The sequence below is a fragment of the Paraburkholderia sp. BL17N1 genome, assembly GCF_003634175.1.
Classification (GTDB): Bacteria; Pseudomonadota; Gammaproteobacteria; order Burkholderiales; family Burkholderiaceae; genus Paraburkholderia.
On the sequence record NZ_RBIW01000002.1, the window covers coordinates 535886 to 552665 of the forward strand.

Consider the following 16780-nt stretch of genomic DNA (forward strand, 5'->3'; position numbering starts at 1 on the left):
AACGTCAGGAGAGATATGAAGAAGTTTGCCGTAGTCCTGTCAGTTCCCCTGCTCCTTAGCGCTTGCGCGTACTTCCAGAAGAATCCGGATGCCGGCGAGCCGGTCACGGACACCACCACGCAGCGCTCAGTCAACGACGTGGTCGCGTGCCTGACGCAGTTGGCCACCAGCCACGACGCCGCGTTCAAGTCCACCGCGATCCCGCAAGGCCAGATGCTCGACTTCGGCGATTCGAATATCGTCAAGGTGCGCAGCGACAACGGCGCCACGACTTACCGTTTCTATGCGGGCAAGCGCCATGTGAGCAACCTGTGGATCGAATCGGCGGGCAAAACCTGCGCCCCGTAGGGGTTGCCGGCGTAAGTGTCACAATCGGTAACATGGGCCGGTGCAATCATCATGTCACGGTGTTACAGGACAATGGTCTCTTAAGAATCGTTTAAGACTTCGTCCGCATCATCCACCCGACACTTACCCGCACAGGTGCTACCCATGAACCAGCCTGATCACGACACGAACGACGCACCACCGCCGGCCAAGCGGCCCACCATCCTGCGCCGCCTGTTGAGCCACCACGAGTTGGCGACGCTGCTGCTGTTGCTGCACGCGCCGATCGACGCATCTGCGAAACCCGAGATTCCGCAGCTTCACGAAGCCGGTCTGATCGAAACGATTTCCGGCGACGCCGGCGCCTCGCGTATCCGCTTGACGCCCGAAGGCAACGCCGTGCTGCGTGGCCTCGGCGTGAAGTAACGCGCGCTTTCATATTCGAGTTCGAAGACACGCGCGTATAGCGAAGGGCCACGCCCTTTCGTCCAGCCAAACGCCGCTCAGAGCTAGCGACGAACACCACAGCCGCGTCACCCGGCTTATGCCTGCCACACGCCGTACCCCGCTTCACGCAGTCCAATCGCCAATTCCACTTCCATGTCCTGGGCGCCGCGGTAAGGCATGGGATTGAACACCTCATAGAGTTCGGGCACGAGCCGCAAGCCGTAATCGCGCACATAGCGATTGGCCTGAATGCCGGCCTTATGCCGGTCGAAGCGCAGATCCGGGTCCAGTCCCGTCATTCCCACATATACGCAAGGCTTGTCGAACCGGTAGTCCGGGTTCGCACGGCGAAAACGCGCCTCGTTCCAGACCTTGTCGTCCAACGCGATCACGTAGACGTAGTAATGGTGCCTGCGACGAGCCATGTGCCGCGCTTTAGCTACGCGAAGTACCGTGCAGCAGCATGCGGTATTCGGTCGGCGTGATGCCGACGGTCGCCTTGAACTGCCGCGTGAACGCGCTGTGGTCGGTGTAGCCGCATAGCGCGGCGACGTCGGTGACCTTGTCATGCGACACCAGCAGCGCCGTGGCCGCGTCCAGCCGGGTTTTCAGCAGCACCTGACGCGGCGTCAGATGAAACACCTTGTGAAAATAGCGCTCCAGTTGCGCGACCGACATGTCCGCCATCGCCGCGAGCTGCTTCAGATTTAAAGGCTGGACGTAATTTTCCTGGATGGACTGCACGACCGCGGCAAGGCGGCTGTAGGCCGGATGGCTGCTCTCGTCCGCCTTCAGATCGCGGGAAATGCCGGCGAGGCCGACCACCTTGCCGGCGGGATCGCGCAGCGGCTGTTTGCAGGTCAGACACCAGCCCGGCTGGCGGCCGGGATACAGATGCAGTTCCAGTTGATCGATCATCTGGTTGCCGACGTTGATGATCGCCTTGTCCTGCGCCGTGTAAATGCGTCCGAAGCGGCGCGGGAACACGTCCTCGGCGGTCCGGCCGAGCAGCGCGGACTTTTCCTTGAAGCCGCAGCGCGACGCGAGCGTGCGGTTGACCAGCGCGTAGCGCGCCTCGGCGTCCTTGACGAAAAACACGACGTCCGGCATCGCGTCGAACACCGGCTCGAGCAGCCTGAAGTGCGACAGCATGCCGGACAGCGTTGCGTCGTCCGGTTCGAGCGGATCAGCCAGCGTGTTCATCGTGCGGGTTCCGTTGGTCCGTGTGTTGAGGGGGCAGTCGGGCGACGTGCGGTCGATTATAGAGCCGCGCCGCCGCCGACAATATCCGCCGGCGTGCCGGCAAATGGGTCAGTCAAGCGGGTCAGTCAAGCCGGGGCGGCTCCGCGGCGGCCGCCATCAACGTGCCGATTTGCGCCGGACTGAAGGGCGGACGCGGCGCGCCGGACTGCCAGCCGAAGTACAGGTTCGCCGCCGTGCCGCAGATTCGTCCCTGGCAAGTGCCCATGCCGCAGCGGGTGTGCAGCTTGGCCTCGCGCCAACTGGCGAAGGTGCGCACCTCACCGATACTCACGTCCTCGCAGCGGCAAAGCAGCGTGGCGTCGGCGGGCGGTGTGCGCGCGGCGTCCCACAGGGCGAAGGCGGTTTCGACGCGGCGGCCGAACCGGCGCCAGCGCTCGCGTTGCGCGTCGAGCGCGGCGCGGCCTTCGGCAGCGCCACTTGCGGCGAGGCCGGCAATCTCGCCCTCCACGCCGGCCAGTTCCGCGCCGCCGACGCCGGTGCACTCGCCCGCCGCCAGCACGCCTTCGACAGACGTGCGCTGATCGTCGTCGACGACGATCTCGCCCGCTGCACTGATCGCGCAACCGAGCGCCTGAGCCAGCGTGATGTTCGGTACGAGTCCATAGCCGCTGGCGACGCGGTCGCAGTCGAGCACGACGCGCCTCGCTTCGCGGCCGCGCCGGATGGTGACCTGCTCGACGCGGCCATCGCCCCGCGCCTCTTCCACGATGCTGCCGGTCCAGTAATGCAGGCCCGCGAACCCGCGCGTCATGCCGACGGCTTGCCGCAACTTGCCGGGCGTGGCCAGCAGCGAGATGCCGAAACGCGCGACGTCGAACGCCGAAGCCTGTTCCACCACCGCCACCACCCGAGCCCCGGCCGCACGCGCGGTGGCGAGCGCCGCGATCAGCAAAGGTCCGCTGCCGGCGATCACGATCCGTTCGCCACGCACCGGCACGCCGCCTTTGATGAGCGCCTGCAGTGCGCCAGCGCCGGTCACGCCGGGCAAGGTCCAGCCGGCGAACGGCAGAAGCCGTTCACGTGCGCCGGTCGCGAGAATCAGGCGCTCATAGCTGACACACGCACCGCCGCGTTCCGCCGATTCGAGCAGCAAGCCGCGTGGACCCAGCGGCGCGATCACGCGAGTCGACGGCCAGTGCGTGATGGCGTTTTGCCCGCTGATCGCAGTCAGGAGGTCGCGCAGCGGCGCCTGCGGCGCGTGGCCCGGACCTTGACGCCAGATCTGGCCGCCCGCGCGTGGATTGTCATCGAGGAGCGCAACCGTAGCGCCCGCGCGCGCTGCGGCGGACGCGGCGTTCAAACCGGCGGGGCCGGCGCCGACGATGACAATGTCGTAGTGGTATCTCATCGCGCGCCCGCCGCGTTCCGGGTGAGAACGATCTGGCCTTCGCGGCACAGTGTCTGACACGCCAGCGCATGCGGCCAGCCGTCGATCGTCACGCGACACTCCTGGCATACGCCCATGCCGCACAGCGCGGCGCGAGGCTGGCCGGTCACCGAGGTCCGCGTGCCGCGCACGCCCGCCAGCGCGAGCGCCGCGGCCACAGTCGTGCCGGCCGCGACGTCGATACGGTTGCCGTCGATCGTCAAGCTCACACGTTCTTCCGCGCTCGCACTACGCATGAATGACCTTCTCGGCAAAACGAACGGGCAGATAAGGCTCCGCAGGAATCGGCGCAACGGTCCCTACGATCTGCGCGGCAAGCAGCTTCGCGGTGGCAAGCGAGGTCGTCACGCCCAACCCCTCGTGGCCGGTGGCAAGCCAGACGCCGGGAGCGAATTCGCCGGCCGGACCGATCAGCGGCAGGCCGTCCGGCGAGGCCGCGCGAAACCCGGTCCATGCGCGAATGCCGTTGAGCGTCGGCAGTGCCGGGAGATAGCAGGCGGCGCGCTGCAGCATCTGCGCGAGCACGGGCATCTCGACGGCGGTATCGGCGGTGTCGAACTGGCGCGACGAGCCGATCAGCAATTGACCCGTGGGCCGCGGCTGCGCGTTGAACGCCACCGAGGTGCCAAGCGCATGATGCGCGCTCTTGATGTACCCGAGTTCGAGCAGTTGATGCCGGATCAGTCCGGGATAGCGGTCGGTGATCAGCAGGTGGCCCTTCTTCGGCTGCAACGGCAGCGACGCCACCAATTGCCGCGCCCCCAAACCATTGGCCACGATGACGTGGGCCGCGCCAACGTGCTCGCCATCCGCAAGCGCGACGCCGCTCGCGCTGACCGACGCCACTGCGGCGCCCAAACGCACATGGATATTCGCCGCGCCCGGCGACCGCGTCAGCAGCCATTCAGCGACGGTCGGCGCATACACGATGCTGTCGTGCTCGATTCGCAAACCGCCCGCCATCGACGCCGCCAGCGCCGGCTCGCAAATCCGCAACGCGGGCGCGTCGAGCAGTTGCGCGGCAATGCCTTGAGCCTCGAACGCCGCATGCATCGCGCGGGCGGCCTGCCACTCTTCTTCGTCGGCGGCGACCCAGAGCGTGCCGCAGCGCGCGAACGCGTCGCGCGGACGCAGTTGCGGCGCGAGTTCCAGCCACAAGTCTCGGGAATAGCGGCTCAACGCGAATTCGGCCGGCGAGTCGTTCATCACGACGATGTGACCCATACCCGCCGCCGTCGCGCCGCCGCCGACACCCTTCGCATCGAGCACCTCGACCCGCATGCCGAGCGCCGCAAGTTCGGCCGCGCACGCCGCGCCGACAATGCCCGCCCCGACGATCAGCGCGTCCGCCGTCATGCCGTGCGGATGCCCCAGGTGAACGGATCGCGCTCGTCGAAGCACAGGCGCGCCTCTGCCGTGACGTACGCGTGACCGGTGATGGTCGGGATCACGTGAACGCCGTCGCCGGCATGGCGATAGCTCGCCTCGAACACGCTGCCGATGATGCTCTCCTGTCGCCACACCGCGTCTTCGGCCAGTTTGCCGTCGGCCGCGAGGCAGGCCACTTTCGCGCTCGTGCCGGTGCCGCACGGCGAGCGGTCGTATGCACTACCGGGACAAAGCACGAAGCTGCGGCTGTCGATGCCATCGCGCGAACCGGGTCCGAAGAGTTCGATGTGGTCGATCAACGCGCCATCCGCGCCGGTGATGTGCTGCGCGATCAACGCGTCGCGAATCGCGCCGCTGAACGCGGTCAATTCACCGATCCGCGACGCCTCCAACGCGCGCCCGTGGTCGGCGACGAGAAAGAACCAGTTGCCGCCCCAGCCGATATCGCCGGTCAACAGGCCGTGACCCGGCACGTCCACCTGCACGGACGCGCGATAGCGATACGCCGGCACATTGCGCACGGCGACGCTGCCGTCCTCGTTGAGCGTCGCTTCGACGACGCCGACCGGCGTCTCGATCCGATGGCGCCCCGGCCCGATCCGCCCCAGGTGCGCCAGCGAGACGACGAGACCGATCGTGCCGTGCCCGCACATGCCGAGATAGCCGACGTTGTTGAAAAAGATCACGCCGGCCGCGCACGCCGGGTCGTCCGGCTCGCAGAGCAGCGCGCCCACTACGACGTCCGAGCCGCGCGGTTCGGTCACGATGCCCGCGCGCCAGTCGTCGAACTGCGTACGGAACACGTCGAGTCGTTGCGCCAGTGTGCCGCCGCCGAGATTTGGGCCGCCCGACACCACGAGGCGGGTCGGTTCACCGCCGGTGTGCGAGTCGATGATGTCCAAGGTTTTCATGATGCTCATGTTAGAAACCGCGGCCGGGCGAGTCTTGGTGTGCTTACGCGTGGATTGTGACGATTTCGGCATAACTACGCGATACCGTGGCGACTTTGCTCGATCTCGCTATCGGCGCTTGAGCACGTGTGCGGGACGTACAACGGGCGCGGCTCGGCGCACCCAGCATCACGCCGGCTACACGCTTTCAACGCGCCTCGCCTTTGCATCCCGAATTGAGCCACGCGCCTTGATCCGGCGACTCTCCATGGAGGTCGACTATGCTGAAATCGTCATTCGTCACGCGCGATTCACGCAAGACGGCAGGATTTTCCCTGCTTACACTGCGCTGAACACATCAACAGTCAGGAGAGCAGTCGTGGCGCATATCTGGGAAGGTGTATTGCCCGCAGTCACTACCAAATTCAACGCGGATTTCAGCATAGATCGCGTATGGACCGGCAAGAATATCGAGGCGCAGATCGACGCCGGTGTGGACGGCATCATCGTGTGCGGATCGCTGGGCGAAGCGTCCACGCTCTCGCTGGATGAAAAGCTGCAAGTGCTCGACATCGCCGTCGAGGCTTCGCGCGGCCGCGTGCCGGTCCTGCTGACAATCGCCGAAAACAGCACGCTCGACGCCTGCCGTCAGGCCGAAGCGGGCAGCCGTCATGGCGCGGCCGGTTACATGGTGCTGCCGGGGCTGCGTTACCTGTCGGACCGCCGCGAGACGCTGCATCATTTCCGCAGCGTCGCCGACGCGAGCGCCCTGCCGCTGATGATCTACAACAATCCGCTTGCCTACGGCGTCGACATGACGCCCGACATGTTCGCGGAAATCGCCGACGAGAAGAAGATCGTCGCGATCAAGGAATCATGTGGCGACGTGCGGCGCGTGACCGACCTGATCAACGCCGTCGGCGACCGTTTTGCGATTCTTTGCGGCGTCGACAATCTCGCTATGGAAGCGATCCTGATGGGCGCGCACGGTTGGGTGGCCGGTCTCGTGTGCGCGTTTCCGCGTGAGACGGTGGTGATCTACAAGTTGCTGAAGGCGGGACGCCTGGAGGAAGCGCGGGCGATCTACCGCTGGTTTGCACCGCTGCTCGCGCTCGACGTGTCGGCGAAGCTGGTGCAGAACATCAAGCTTGCCGAAGCGATCGTCGGGCTCGGCACGGAGCCGGTGCGCCCGCCCCGTCTGCCGCTCGCCGGCGACGAACGCAAGGCGGTCGAAGCGTTGATTCGCAAGTCAATCGAAACGCGGCCCGCGCTGCCGCAGATTTGATCCGGCGCGGCTCGCTGGCGTCAGGCCGCCTGTTTCTCGGCGTCGATATCCGCATCGACCACGGCTGCCGCACCCTGGCGCAGATGCAGCAGCCGGTAGCCGCTTTTATAAACCGGTTGCAGCCGGAATTCGTTCTGCGGCTCGATCTCGAGCAGGAGGCGCAGCCGCGAAACGTGACTGTCGATGGTGCGGGTGAATTCGCGGAACTCGCGACCCCACACCATTGCGAAGATGTGATCGCGCGACAGCACACGGCCGATGTTGGAGAAGAACAGCGACGCCAGCCGGTACTGCGTGCCGGACAATTGGACCGGCTGGCCGCGCAGCATGACGAGTTGACGATGCGTGTCGAAGTGGTATGGACCGGCATCGAAACTGGCGGAACTGAACCGGTCCGGATACGCCCGCCGCAGCAGTGCCGTGACCCGCTCGCGAAACTCGGCGGCGCGCAGCGGCAACGCGACATAGTCGTCCGCGCCGGCGACGAACGCGCGCACGATGTTTTCCTCCGCCGTGTCCGCCGATGCGAATATGACCGGCAGACGGTCGCCGCCCACCGCGCGCGCCGCACGCAAAACCTCGGCGCCGGACAGGCGCAGGCCCTGCCAGTCGAGCACCAGCAGATCGACCGTGGAACGCGCGAGCGTTCTCGACATGCTCAGGCCGTCGTCGAAGGTCGTGCAGGAATGACCGGTGCTCGTCAGGACCTTTTCGATCGACTGACGCATGACCAGGTCACGCTGGAGAATGGCAATACGCATGGGATGACTCGTAAGATGGCTCGGACGCGATTCTCAGAGGCGGGCCCATTCCATCCCATAGGAGCAATCCTAATTTACATATGAATCAATCCGGCCGGACAGCGCGCGCCCCGTATTCCTACATTCTCTAGTGACAAGTCCTCAGCGCAGCGCCATCGCAATTGCGACCAGAAGGCACGTTCCAGGGAACTTTTCCCAATCTAATTAAGCACTTCCCGAAGCGATCGGCTTTCATCCTGTAAAATCCCACCTGGCCCCAGTCGTCAACGCGCTTGCCCTACCCGGGCCGGCGCGCCGGTGTTCCGTGCTCTACCCAGCGCTTGCCACACTTCTCGCTCGACGACCGCCGTATTTCCACGCGCTACGTGTGGCTTCCAATTCAAAACATGACACAAGCAATGCAAGCGACAAATCTGGGTGGAGCGCAGGCTGTCACCCCACGCCCTCTTGGGCGCAGCGATTACAAGACGCTCGGCCTCGCCGCCCTTGGCGGGGCGCTGGAGTTCTACGACTTCATCATCTTCGTATTTTTCGCGCCGGCGATCGGCCAGCTATTCTTCCCGGCGGCAATGCCGGACTGGCTACGTCAGGTGCAAACCTTCGGCATCTTCGCCGCGGGCTATCTGGCGCGGCCGCTGGGCGGCATCATCATGGCGCATTTCGGCGACCTGTTCGGCCGCAAGCGCATGTTCACGCTGAGCGTGCTGCTCATGTCGGTGCCGACGCTGATGATGGGCCTGCTGCCCACCTACACCAGCATCGGCGTGCTGGCGCCGGTCCTGCTGCTCCTGTTCCGCGTGATGCAAGGCGCGGCGGTCGGCGGCGAAGTGCCGGGCGCCTGGGTGTTCGTCTCGGAGCATGTGCCCCAGCGGCACATCGGCTACGCGTGCGGCACGCTCACGGCCGGCCTGACCGCGGGCATTCTGCTGGGCTCGCTGATCGCCTCGGCAGTGAACCGCAACTTCGCGCCGGCGGAAATCTCCGCGTACGCGTGGCGCATCCCGTTCCTGGTCGGTGGCGTGTTCGGCATGTTCTCGGTGTATCTGCGCCGCTGGCTGCATGAAACGCCGGTGTTCGCCGAACTCAAGCAGCGCAAGGCGATCGCCGCCGAAGTGCCGCTTAAGGCCGTGCTGCGCGACCACGGCCGCGCCGTGATCGTCTCGATGCTGCTTACGTGGATGCTTTCGGCCGCCATCGTCGTCGTGATCCTGATGACGCCGACGCTCCTCCAAAAGCAGTTCCACATCGCGCCGGCCACGGCGTTGCTGGCGAACTGCGTGGCCACGCTGTGCCTGACGATCGGTTGCGTCATGGCGGGCTCGATTGCCGGCCGCATCGGCGCGGGGCGCACGATTTTCATCGGCGGCCTGGCGCTGGCGGTGACGTACTACGTGATGTTCCAGCAACTCGCCGTCGACACCTCCACGCTGGTGCCGCTGTACGCGGTCGCGGGCCTGTTCGTCGGCGTGATCGGCGCGATTCCTTTCGTGATGGTCAAGGCGTTTCCGCCGGTGGTGCGTTTCTCCGGCATTTCGTTCTCGTACAACGTGGCGTACGCCATATTCGGCGGGCTCACGCCGGTCGCCGTGTCGCTGATGATGAAGTCGAACCCGATGGCCGCTCCGATGTACGTCGGCGCGATCTGCATTCTCGGGGCACTGACCACGCTGTTCATCAAGGACGCGCCGCAGAAACACTGATCGGGTGCTTATGCTTTGCAGCGACGGCGTGCCGCAAACGGCGCGCCGTTTTTGTTTGCATCATCGGGTTCGACGCCCTGCGCTGGCGCGTGACATCCACACTTCACGCCGCGCCGAAACACGGTGCGCTGCATCGGACCTACGATGTGTCGCATGAACTCACCGAATTCCCCCCACTCGTCCGCACTCGGCCGTGTCCTCGCGACGATCAGCGTCGGCTTCGTCGTCACGCAACTCGACGTGACCATCGTCAACATCGCGCTGCCGCGAGTCGGCGCGGATCTGCATGCGAATGTCGCGGACCTGCAATGGGTCGTCGACGCCTACACGCTCGCGTTCGCCGTGCTGATGCTGTCCGCCGGCGCGCTCGGCGACCGTTTCGGGGCGCACCGTCTGTACGCGGCCGGCATCGTGCTGTTCGCGCTCGCGTCGCTCGCCTGCGGCTTTGCGCTCGACGCGACCATGCTGATTGCGGCGCGGGCGGTGCAAGGCGTCGGCGCCGCCGCCATGCTGCCGAACTCGCTGGCGCTGCTCAATCGAGCGTACGGACACGATCCCAAACTGCGGGCTCGCGCGGTCGGTCTGTGGACGGCGGCGGGCGCGATTGCGATCGCGGCGGGGCCGGTGGCCGGCGGCCTGCTGATCGCGGCGTTCGACTGGCGCAGCATCTTTCTTGTCAATCTGCCGATTTGCGCCGCCGGCTTCCTGGCGACCTTGCTGTGGGTGCCACGGCCCGAAGCCGCGACGCGTCGCGGCCCGCAGCAATCGACGGCGGCGCCTGCCTCCGACACGAAGCCGCGCGGCATCGACCTGGGCGGCCAGTGTCTTGCCATCGTCGCGTTGACCGCGTTCGTCGCCGCCGTGATCGAATGGCGGCCGCTAGGTTTCGGCCACCCGCTCGTGGCCGGCGGCTTCGTGCTCGCGCTGATCGCGGCGAGCGCCTTTGTCGTGGTGGAATCGCGCGTCGCGGCGCCGATGCTGCCGCTCTCGCTGTTCAGCAAGCGCTCCTTCAGTGTGGCGGTGGTGTTCGGCATCTGCGTGAATCTCACTTACTACGGCATGGTGTTCGTGCTGAGCCTGTATTTGCAGCGCGTGCGCGGCTATACGCCGTTGCAGGCGGGCCTCGCGTTCCTGCCGTTGACGGGCGGTTTTTTGCTGTCGAATGTGGCGAGCGGCTGGGTGGTCGGCCGCTTCGGCGTGCGGGTGCCGATGATCGCGGGCGCGATCACCGCCGGGCTCGGCTATGGCCTGCTGCATTTCGTCGATGCCGGCACGCCGCTCATCGGCCTGCTGCTGCCGTTCCTGCTGATTCCGTCGGGCATGGGCCTGGCGGTTCCTGCGATGACCACCGCCGTGCTCGCCTCCACGGACGCGCCACGCGCCGGCACCGCGTCCGCCGTATTGAACACGGCACGGCAGGCAGGGGGCGCGGTCGGCGTGGCGGCTTTCGGCGCGTTGGCGAGCGGCGCGGCCGCCTCGCAGATCGTCTCGGGCATGCGGGCGGCGACCGCCGTGTCGGTGAGCTTGCTGGTGATCGGCGGCGTGCTGAGTTGCTTTGTGCACCCGCAGCCGCACTCGTCGGACGCCGCGCATCGCCATGCAGGACGCGAACGGGTCGGCGAATCGCGCTGACGGTGTCGCCCGTCAGGATCGTCTGCAAAAAACGACCCCCGCGATGCTCGCGCATGGCGGGGGTCTTTACCGGCGGTTCGACGCCTGCTAGCTAGTTCGCGACGCCGCGTTCCGGCCTACAGCGAGGCTTCCTGAATCGTGCCGGTGTCGATGGCGCGCTCGATCAGCCCTTCGTTCTGCGCTTTGGCGATAGCGTCGGCGATCAGTTTCTCCGGCTCCTCGATCTCGGCCTTGATCGTGCTAATGAACCCGGACGCGTCCAGAACCACCAGCGTCTTCGCCGAATCAGCCAGGCTGATAATCACCCGATGCGGCGTAGGCCCTTCACCAAGACTCGCGCACAATTGCGTGACCTTGCCGCCGATGGTTTGCTCAAAACTCTGAATCATTATTTGCTCCCTTGGTTACAGCCGAAATCGAAAGCGGTCAGCACAGGCTACCTCAACTGCCGCGTCAAAGGCCGAGTCCGCCGCGCGGCGCTCGCGCACCGTCGATGCTAAGACGTCCCGCGCCCGTCACGAACAGCAGCAGGAAGCCGCCGGCAATGCCGATGTTCTTCCAGAAATGAATGACCATGTCGCGTTGCAAGGCGGCGTCGGTGACGTTCCAGAAATCGTGGCCCAGTACCGCCGTCGCCACGGTGTACACCGCCATGATCAGCGCGAGCGGACGCACCTTGAAGCCGAGGATCAGCAACAGACCGCCGAGCGCCTCGACCGCCGTTGCGATCGGCGCTGCGATCTGCACGAACGGCACGCCCTTCGAATGCAGGTAGCCGACAAAGCCCGCATAGCCCAGCAGTTTCATCACACCGCCCCACAGGAACAACACAGCAAGCGCAATACGAGCGATGAGGATAACGCCGGAATCGACGGGACGCGACATGAGGGACTCCAGTAATGAATAAGCAGCAGACCCGGCCAGCAGCCCGCAGTTCCCCACTTTGCACCGGACAATAGGGAGTTTGCCCGCCTTTTCCTAGCACGGACAAGGACGAGCAGCACGCAGCCCGCGGCATGCCGCGAATGGAAAAAGCGTCCGTGCGGGCCGCCCGGTAGCGGCCACGGCAAGTGCCGACGGCGGAATCACCGCCGTATTTATGCTTGAGGATAGGTTGCGACTTCGATCAGATTGCCGTCCGGATCGCGGCAATACACCGAGGTCATCTTGCCGCGCGCGCCGTCGCGCTCCACCGGACCCGCTTCGATTTCGACGCCTTGCGCAAGCCAATGCGCCTTGACCTCGGCCGGGCTCGTGGTCGTGATGAAGCACAGATCGGCGCTGCCGGGCACCGGCTCGCGGCTAGTGAACCACGCGACGGTGTCGGCGGTCACGGGACGCAAATTGATCTTCTGATTGCCGTAGAACATCGCCACCCGCGTGCCGGTGCGCGACGCGAACTCGGTGCGTCGCATGCCGAGCATACGTGCGTACCACGCCGCGCTGACTTCCACATCGGCAACGTTCAGAACGAGATGATCGAGAGTGTCTATCGAGAAGCTCATGGTTTCCGTCACCGTGATGTAGGGCGATGCGCCGTGACGGATCAGTTCGACCCGCCGCCAGCGGCCAGACGAAAAATTAGCACGTGCGCGAGGTTCGCGTGCGGCGGCCGGGGCGTCGCGCTCATGGCTTTGCGCCGCAATGGCGTTGGCGTTGGCGTTGGCGAAGGTTACGACTGAGGCGCGTCGGGCGCGAGCAGAACGCCCTTCGTGAAGACGAAGCAACCATAGCCGCGCTCTTCACCGGTCGCGATCACGCAATACGCTTTACGCGCGCGTTCATAAAATGCAAACCGTTCGATCGACGCGAACGGCACGTCGCGCCCTTCCGCGGCGTTGATCTCGGCCTGCGCCTCGCGCTGCACGGCCGGAATCGTGTGCGGCTCGCCCACCACCTCCATGCGCGACGCGGGATGCTCGATGAACGTGTCCAGCGGCATCACCGACAGCACCGCGCGAATCGCGCGCGGCGCGCTCACGCCGTCGAGGCGCAGCACCTTGCCCAGCACGCTTTCGCGCGCCACCGAGTCGCCGGGGAAATTGGCGTCGCAGATGACGAGTTCGTCGCCATGGCCCATCGCGCGCAGCGCATGCAGGATGTCGGCGTTCAGCAGCGGGTCCAGATTCTTCAGCACGGTGTCTCCTTGTAGTCCGGTTGGCGGCTGACCGCCGAGGTTTGGACGTGGGTTATCGGGTCGCGCGGAGCGAGCCGGTCGCGCGAAACGGGCGGCTCACAGCCGCGTTCGAGTCGGGCCGAAGCAGCCGGCGCCCCGCTCGGCGAAAGTGTGTCCGCGCGACGCATCGCATTCCAGCGGACGATTGTAGCAAGCAACGTCGCGGGCATTGTTCGAAGGTGGCGCGTGGCGGCGGCACCTCGCCTTGCCGGAGCGGACGGTAGGCCTAACGCGCTGTGTGGCCGGCAGAGTCGCGGCGCCACCGCACTGCCAGCGCAGCCAGCCGACCACCGCCAGCAGCACAAGACCCGCGCCGCCCAACACCGGCTCGCGCCAGCTCAGCAGCGCGATGAACATGAACACGCGCGCGCCGGCGAGCAGCGCGAAACCGGCGACCGCGCCGGACAGCGAGTCGAGGGCGCCCGACAGGCGCGCTAACGTGATGGCCGATTGGGGAGCCGTGGCGGCAGCGGGCTCGTGCATGATGGTCTCCGTAAAAAAGCGGCGGTCAGACGCCGTCGGGCACCTGGTCGAGAAAGCCGGTGATGGCCTGCAAGCGTCCGTGCGGATCGATCACGCCGAAGTCGGATCCCTTCACGATCGCGTCGCCCGCGGGCGCGGCCAGTTCCCATGAGAAACGCAGCCGGTCGGCAAAGCCGTCGATCTGGCCCGTGCGGCGAAACGTGTGATGCGGAAAGCGCTCCTGCACCGCGCGGATCATCGCGTCGATGCCGTCGTGGCCGGTGCCCGACAGCAGCGGGTCGCGATAGTCGGCATCGGTGCTCCATGTCGCGGCGATCAACTCGCGACGGCGCGTGCCATCGGTTTCGTTCCATGCGTCGAAATAACGGTCGATCAGATCGGTATGCGCGTTCATCTCCGGACTCCTTGATTGGCAGGACTGAGCACTACGCTCGGCAGACACGTTGTAGGCGGCGGGCTCGGAGTGAAGATTGACGGCTCGGGCGCGCTGCGTCGATTACGTGGGAGGTAAGCATTTGCGCGCGCTTCGTCGTCCATCGGATTGGCCATCCGGCCGAGTCGTCAGCCCGGGCGGCAGCCGCTAACCTCGTGTAGCGAATGGGGCCGCGCGGAACAGACGCGCGGCATGTGATGTATTCGACGAACACGAACACGGGGGCCTTTTTCAATATGGTTTTCACACTTGCAAGACCGTATCCACAAGGATACAATGCTCAGCAGATCGGTTCACCACCTGTGTACGAGGTCAACCGCACCGAGGAATTCGACGCATGGCTTGCACAGCTGGCGGATTTACGAGCGAGGGCAAAGATACTCGTGCGGATCCGGCGTGCGGAACGCGGGCATTTCGGCGACGTGAAATTGCTCGAAGACGGTGTATCCGAGATGCGCATCGACTGCGGGCCGGGCTATCGGGTCTATTTCGCGCGTGAAGGGCGCATGGTGTATCTGCTTCTCTGTGGCGGCACCAAGTCCACCCAGCCGGCCGATATCAAGCATGCCAAAACAATGTGGGCAGCAATCAGAAAGGAACTGTCATGAGCAAAATCAAAACCGCACGATTCGACGCGTCGGACTACCTCGATAGCGAAGAAGCGATTGCCGAGTATCTCAACGCGGCGCTTGAAGACGGCGACGCCGACGTACTGCTTGCCGCCATCGCCGACATCGCCAAAGCGCGTGGCATCGCCAAGGTTGCGGCAGACGCCGGACTCGGGCGCGAAAGCCTCTACAAAACACTCGCGCCCGGATCCAAACCGCGTATCGACACGGTGCTCAAACTGCTGCGCGCGCTCGGCGTCAAACTCAACGTGGTGCCGGAAGGCGTGGCGGCGGCCTGAGTCGCGCTTAGCGTTCAACCGTTTTCGCTGGGTCGGTCAGTGCGTTGGACTGGCTGCGCTGGCAGGCGCGTTTCCGGAGGTTCGTAGGGCCTCGGCGGGTGGTTTCCGGGGTATTCCATTACCTCTCAGGTAATGGATGGCGAGCGCGGTTTGGCTATCATCGGTGGCATGAACACACTCTCTCTTGCGCAAACCGTCCCGTCGCATGCATCGGCGGCCAGCCGCACGGTCGGCGATCTGCTGCGTGAATGGCGCCAGCGGCGAAGAATGAGCCAGTTGCTGCTCGCAGCTGAAGCCGATATTTCGACCCGGCACTTGAGCTTCGTCGAATCGGGTCGCGCGGTGCCGAGCCGGGAAATGGTCATGCATCTTGCCGAACGGCTCGACGTACCGCTGCGCGCGCGCAATGCACTGCTGGTCGCTGCCGGTTATGCGCCGCTGTTTCGCGAGCGTCCGCTATCGGATCCGCAGTTGGCCGCCGCGCGCGAGGCCGTCGAGTTGGTGCTGAAGGGACACGAGCCCTACCCGGCGCTCGCCATCGACCGGCACTGGACCATCATTGCCGCGAACAACGCGCTCGCGCCTCTACTGACCGGCGCCAGCCCGGAACTGCTGAAGCCGCCGGTCAATGCGCTGCGCCTGAGCTTGCATCCGGAGGGCATCGCGGCGTCGATCGTCAATTGGCACGCCTGGCGCGAGCACATTCTGGCGCGACTGCAGCGGCAAATCGAGGTAAGCGGCGACAGAACGCTGAGCGCGCTGCGCGACGAACTGGCCGCCTATCCGGCGCCGCCGGACGCGCAAGCGCCCGGGCACGACAACGCCGCCGTCAACCAGATTGCGGTCCCGCTGCGGCTGCGCACGCCGATCGGCGTGCTGTCGTTTTTCAGCACGACCACGGTGTTCGGCACACCGGTCGACGTCACGCTCTCGGAACTCGCCATCGAAGCGTTCTTTCCAGCCGATCAGGAAACGGCGGCCGCGCTGCGCGAATTCGGCGAGAGCCAGCGTGCCGAGGCGACCCATCAACCATAGCCTGATAGTAGAAGCCGAGGCACACTGCAGCGTTAAGCCCTATCCATTCACTTGCGAGATCGACGCGGAGAGATGCACTTGAACGACAACGCCGTACTCGTACGCCAACTCGGTTCCGACGACCGCGACGACTATTTCCAGCTTCGCCTGCGTGGACTGAGGGCGCATCCGGATTCGTTCGGCCAGAGTTACGAGGAAGCGCTCGCCAAAGGTCCGTCACAACACGACGCGATGCTAAAGGGCTCGCATGCGGCCGAAGGTAATTTTTTACTCGGCGCTTACGCATCGGCCGGAACACCGTTGATCGGCGTGGTCGGCCTGATCCGCCATCCCGGCGACAAGCAGCGGCACAAAGCCGCCCTGATCGGCATGTATGTCGCGCCGGAAGCGACGGGCCGCGGCGTTGCGCGCGCGCTGCTCAACGAATTGCTGACGCGAGCCTCGCGCGTGGAGGGTTTGCGGCAAGTTCAGTTGCACGTCGGCAGCCGTAACGAGGCAGCACGAAAACTGTATGAGTCGCTCGGCTTTCGCAAATTTGGCTGCGAGGTGGGCGCGCTGAATGTCGGCGGCGTGCTTCATGACGCGGATCTAATGGCGCTATTTATCTAAGGCAACGCTGATTAAGTCCACCGATCCGGTACGTCAAGCGTTATAGAGATCGGATT

General features: G+C 65.3%; 22 protein-coding genes. 9 read left to right on the top strand and 13 right to left on the bottom strand.

The genetic code is table 11. The annotated features are described in order from the left end of the window. Window positions 1–15 precede the first annotated feature (15 nt). Both B0G82_RS22230 and B0G82_RS22235 read left to right on the top strand, forming a co-directional pair. On the top strand, window positions 16–348 hold the full coding sequence (locus tag B0G82_RS22230; RefSeq protein ID WP_106277271.1) for a hypothetical protein: 333 nt from the start codon (window positions 16–18) through the stop codon (window positions 346–348). Window positions 349–492: 144 nt separating this feature from the next. Further along, on the top strand, window positions 493–753 hold the full coding sequence (locus tag B0G82_RS22235; RefSeq protein WP_121309062.1) for a hypothetical protein: 261 nt from the start codon (window positions 493–495) through the stop codon (window positions 751–753). 116 nt (window positions 754–869) lie between these two features. Here the strand turns inward: B0G82_RS22235 and B0G82_RS22240 are convergent, their stop codons facing one another. The 6 genes from B0G82_RS22240 to B0G82_RS22265 all read right to left on the bottom strand — a co-directional run bounded on the left by B0G82_RS22240 (window position 870) and on the right by B0G82_RS22265 (window position 5733). After that, complete coding sequence (locus B0G82_RS22240; RefSeq protein WP_121309063.1) at window positions 870–1199, bottom strand: hypothetical protein; 330 nt, start codon at window positions 1197–1199, stop codon at window positions 870–872. 10 nt (window positions 1200–1209) lie between these two features. Beyond that, window positions 1210–1977: an AraC family transcriptional regulator gene (locus B0G82_RS22245; protein ID WP_116145647.1), complete on the bottom strand. Its 768-nt coding sequence runs from the start codon at window positions 1975–1977 to the stop codon at window positions 1210–1212. 121 nt (window positions 1978–2098) lie between these two features. Beyond that, a complete protein-coding gene (locus B0G82_RS22250) occupies window positions 2099–3385 on the bottom strand; it encodes an FAD-dependent oxidoreductase (RefSeq protein ID WP_121309064.1) in 1287 nt (428 codons plus the stop codon). Beyond that, window positions 3382–3660, bottom strand: coding sequence for a 2Fe-2S iron-sulfur cluster-binding protein (locus B0G82_RS22255; RefSeq protein ID WP_121309065.1), 279 nt, complete (start codon window positions 3658–3660; stop codon window positions 3382–3384). Before B0G82_RS22255 ends, B0G82_RS22250 begins: the two co-directional genes overlap by 4 nt. Continuing rightward, a complete protein-coding gene (locus tag B0G82_RS22260) occupies window positions 3653–4780 on the bottom strand; it encodes an FAD-binding oxidoreductase (protein ID WP_121309066.1) in 1128 nt (375 codons plus the stop codon). The genes B0G82_RS22255 and B0G82_RS22260 overlap by 8 nt, the downstream gene beginning before the upstream one ends. After that, complete coding sequence (locus B0G82_RS22265) at window positions 4777–5733, bottom strand: 4-hydroxyproline epimerase (RefSeq protein WP_121309067.1); 957 nt, start codon at window positions 5731–5733, stop codon at window positions 4777–4779. Before B0G82_RS22265 ends, B0G82_RS22260 begins: the two co-directional genes overlap by 4 nt. A 349-nt stretch (window positions 5734–6082) precedes the next feature. Here B0G82_RS22265 and B0G82_RS22270 point away from each other — a divergent pair, with 349 nt between their 5' ends. Then, window positions 6083–6988 (top strand): dihydrodipicolinate synthase family protein, encoded by a 906-nt coding sequence (locus B0G82_RS22270; protein WP_116145657.1) that lies wholly within the window; start codon window positions 6083–6085, stop codon window positions 6986–6988. 20 nt (window positions 6989–7008) lie between these two features. Here B0G82_RS22270 and B0G82_RS22275 read toward each other — a convergent pair whose 3' ends face one another. After that, window positions 7009–7749 (bottom strand): response regulator transcription factor, encoded by a 741-nt coding sequence (locus B0G82_RS22275; protein WP_121309068.1) that lies wholly within the window; start codon window positions 7747–7749, stop codon window positions 7009–7011. Window positions 7750–8147: 398 nt separating this feature from the next. Here B0G82_RS22275 and B0G82_RS22280 point away from each other — a divergent pair, with 398 nt between their 5' ends. Together B0G82_RS22280 and B0G82_RS22285 are read left to right on the top strand one after the other, a co-directional pair. Next, window positions 8148–9449, top strand: coding sequence for an MFS transporter (locus B0G82_RS22280; RefSeq protein ID WP_121309069.1), 1302 nt, complete (start codon window positions 8148–8150; stop codon window positions 9447–9449). A gap of 144 nt (window positions 9450–9593) precedes the next feature. Next, window positions 9594–11081: an MFS transporter gene (locus B0G82_RS22285; RefSeq protein WP_121309070.1), complete on the top strand. Its 1488-nt coding sequence runs from the start codon at window positions 9594–9596 to the stop codon at window positions 11079–11081. A 116-nt stretch (window positions 11082–11197) separates the two neighbouring features. Here B0G82_RS22285 and B0G82_RS22290 read toward each other — a convergent pair whose 3' ends face one another. The 6 genes from B0G82_RS22290 to B0G82_RS22315 all read right to left on the bottom strand — a co-directional run bounded on the left by B0G82_RS22290 (window position 11198) and on the right by B0G82_RS22315 (window position 14134). Continuing rightward, on the bottom strand, window positions 11198–11470 hold the full coding sequence (locus tag B0G82_RS22290) for a hypothetical protein (protein ID WP_106277247.1): 273 nt from the start codon (window positions 11468–11470) through the stop codon (window positions 11198–11200). Between the two features lie 64 nt (window positions 11471–11534). Further along, window positions 11535–11966 carry a DoxX family protein gene (locus B0G82_RS22295; protein WP_106277245.1) on the bottom strand — a complete coding sequence of 144 codons (432 nt, stop codon included), beginning with the start codon at window positions 11964–11966 and terminating at the stop codon, window positions 11535–11537. 212 nt (window positions 11967–12178) lie between these two features. Next, window positions 12179–12586 (bottom strand): VOC family protein, encoded by a 408-nt coding sequence (locus B0G82_RS22300; protein WP_116145663.1) that lies wholly within the window; start codon window positions 12584–12586, stop codon window positions 12179–12181. A 167-nt stretch (window positions 12587–12753) separates the two neighbouring features. Beyond that, window positions 12754–13218: an RbsD/FucU family protein gene (locus tag B0G82_RS22305; protein ID WP_116123360.1), complete on the bottom strand. Its 465-nt coding sequence runs from the start codon at window positions 13216–13218 to the stop codon at window positions 12754–12756. Window positions 13219–13314: 96 nt separating this feature from the next. After that, on the bottom strand, window positions 13315–13740 hold the full coding sequence (locus tag B0G82_RS22310; protein ID WP_121309071.1) for a hypothetical protein: 426 nt from the start codon (window positions 13738–13740) through the stop codon (window positions 13315–13317). A gap of 25 nt (window positions 13741–13765) precedes the next feature. Continuing rightward, window positions 13766–14134, bottom strand: a complete 369-nt coding sequence (locus B0G82_RS22315) for a nuclear transport factor 2 family protein (RefSeq protein WP_121309072.1) — start codon at window positions 14132–14134, stop codon at window positions 13766–13768. 236 nt (window positions 14135–14370) lie between these two features. Here B0G82_RS22315 and B0G82_RS22320 point away from each other — a divergent pair, with 236 nt between their 5' ends. The 4 genes from B0G82_RS22320 (at window position 14371) to B0G82_RS22335 (ending at window position 16724) form a co-directional block, all read left to right on the top strand. Next, window positions 14371–14781 carry a type II toxin-antitoxin system RelE/ParE family toxin gene (locus B0G82_RS22320; RefSeq protein ID WP_347237557.1) on the top strand — a complete coding sequence of 137 codons (411 nt, stop codon included), beginning with the start codon at window positions 14371–14373 and terminating at the stop codon, window positions 14779–14781. Continuing rightward, the gene (locus tag B0G82_RS22325) at window positions 14778–15080 is read left to right on the top strand and encodes an addiction module antidote protein (protein WP_106277238.1); all 303 of its coding nucleotides are present in this window, start codon (window positions 14778–14780) and stop codon (window positions 15078–15080) included. Before B0G82_RS22320 ends, B0G82_RS22325 begins: the two co-directional genes overlap by 4 nt. A gap of 168 nt (window positions 15081–15248) precedes the next feature. Further along, window positions 15249–16115 (top strand): helix-turn-helix transcriptional regulator, encoded by an 867-nt coding sequence (locus B0G82_RS22330; protein WP_241974788.1) that lies wholly within the window; start codon window positions 15249–15251, stop codon window positions 16113–16115. Between the two features lie 72 nt (window positions 16116–16187). Beyond that, a complete protein-coding gene (locus B0G82_RS22335) occupies window positions 16188–16724 on the top strand; it encodes a GNAT family protein (protein ID WP_121309074.1) in 537 nt (178 codons plus the stop codon). Window positions 16725–16780 lie beyond the last annotated feature (56 nt).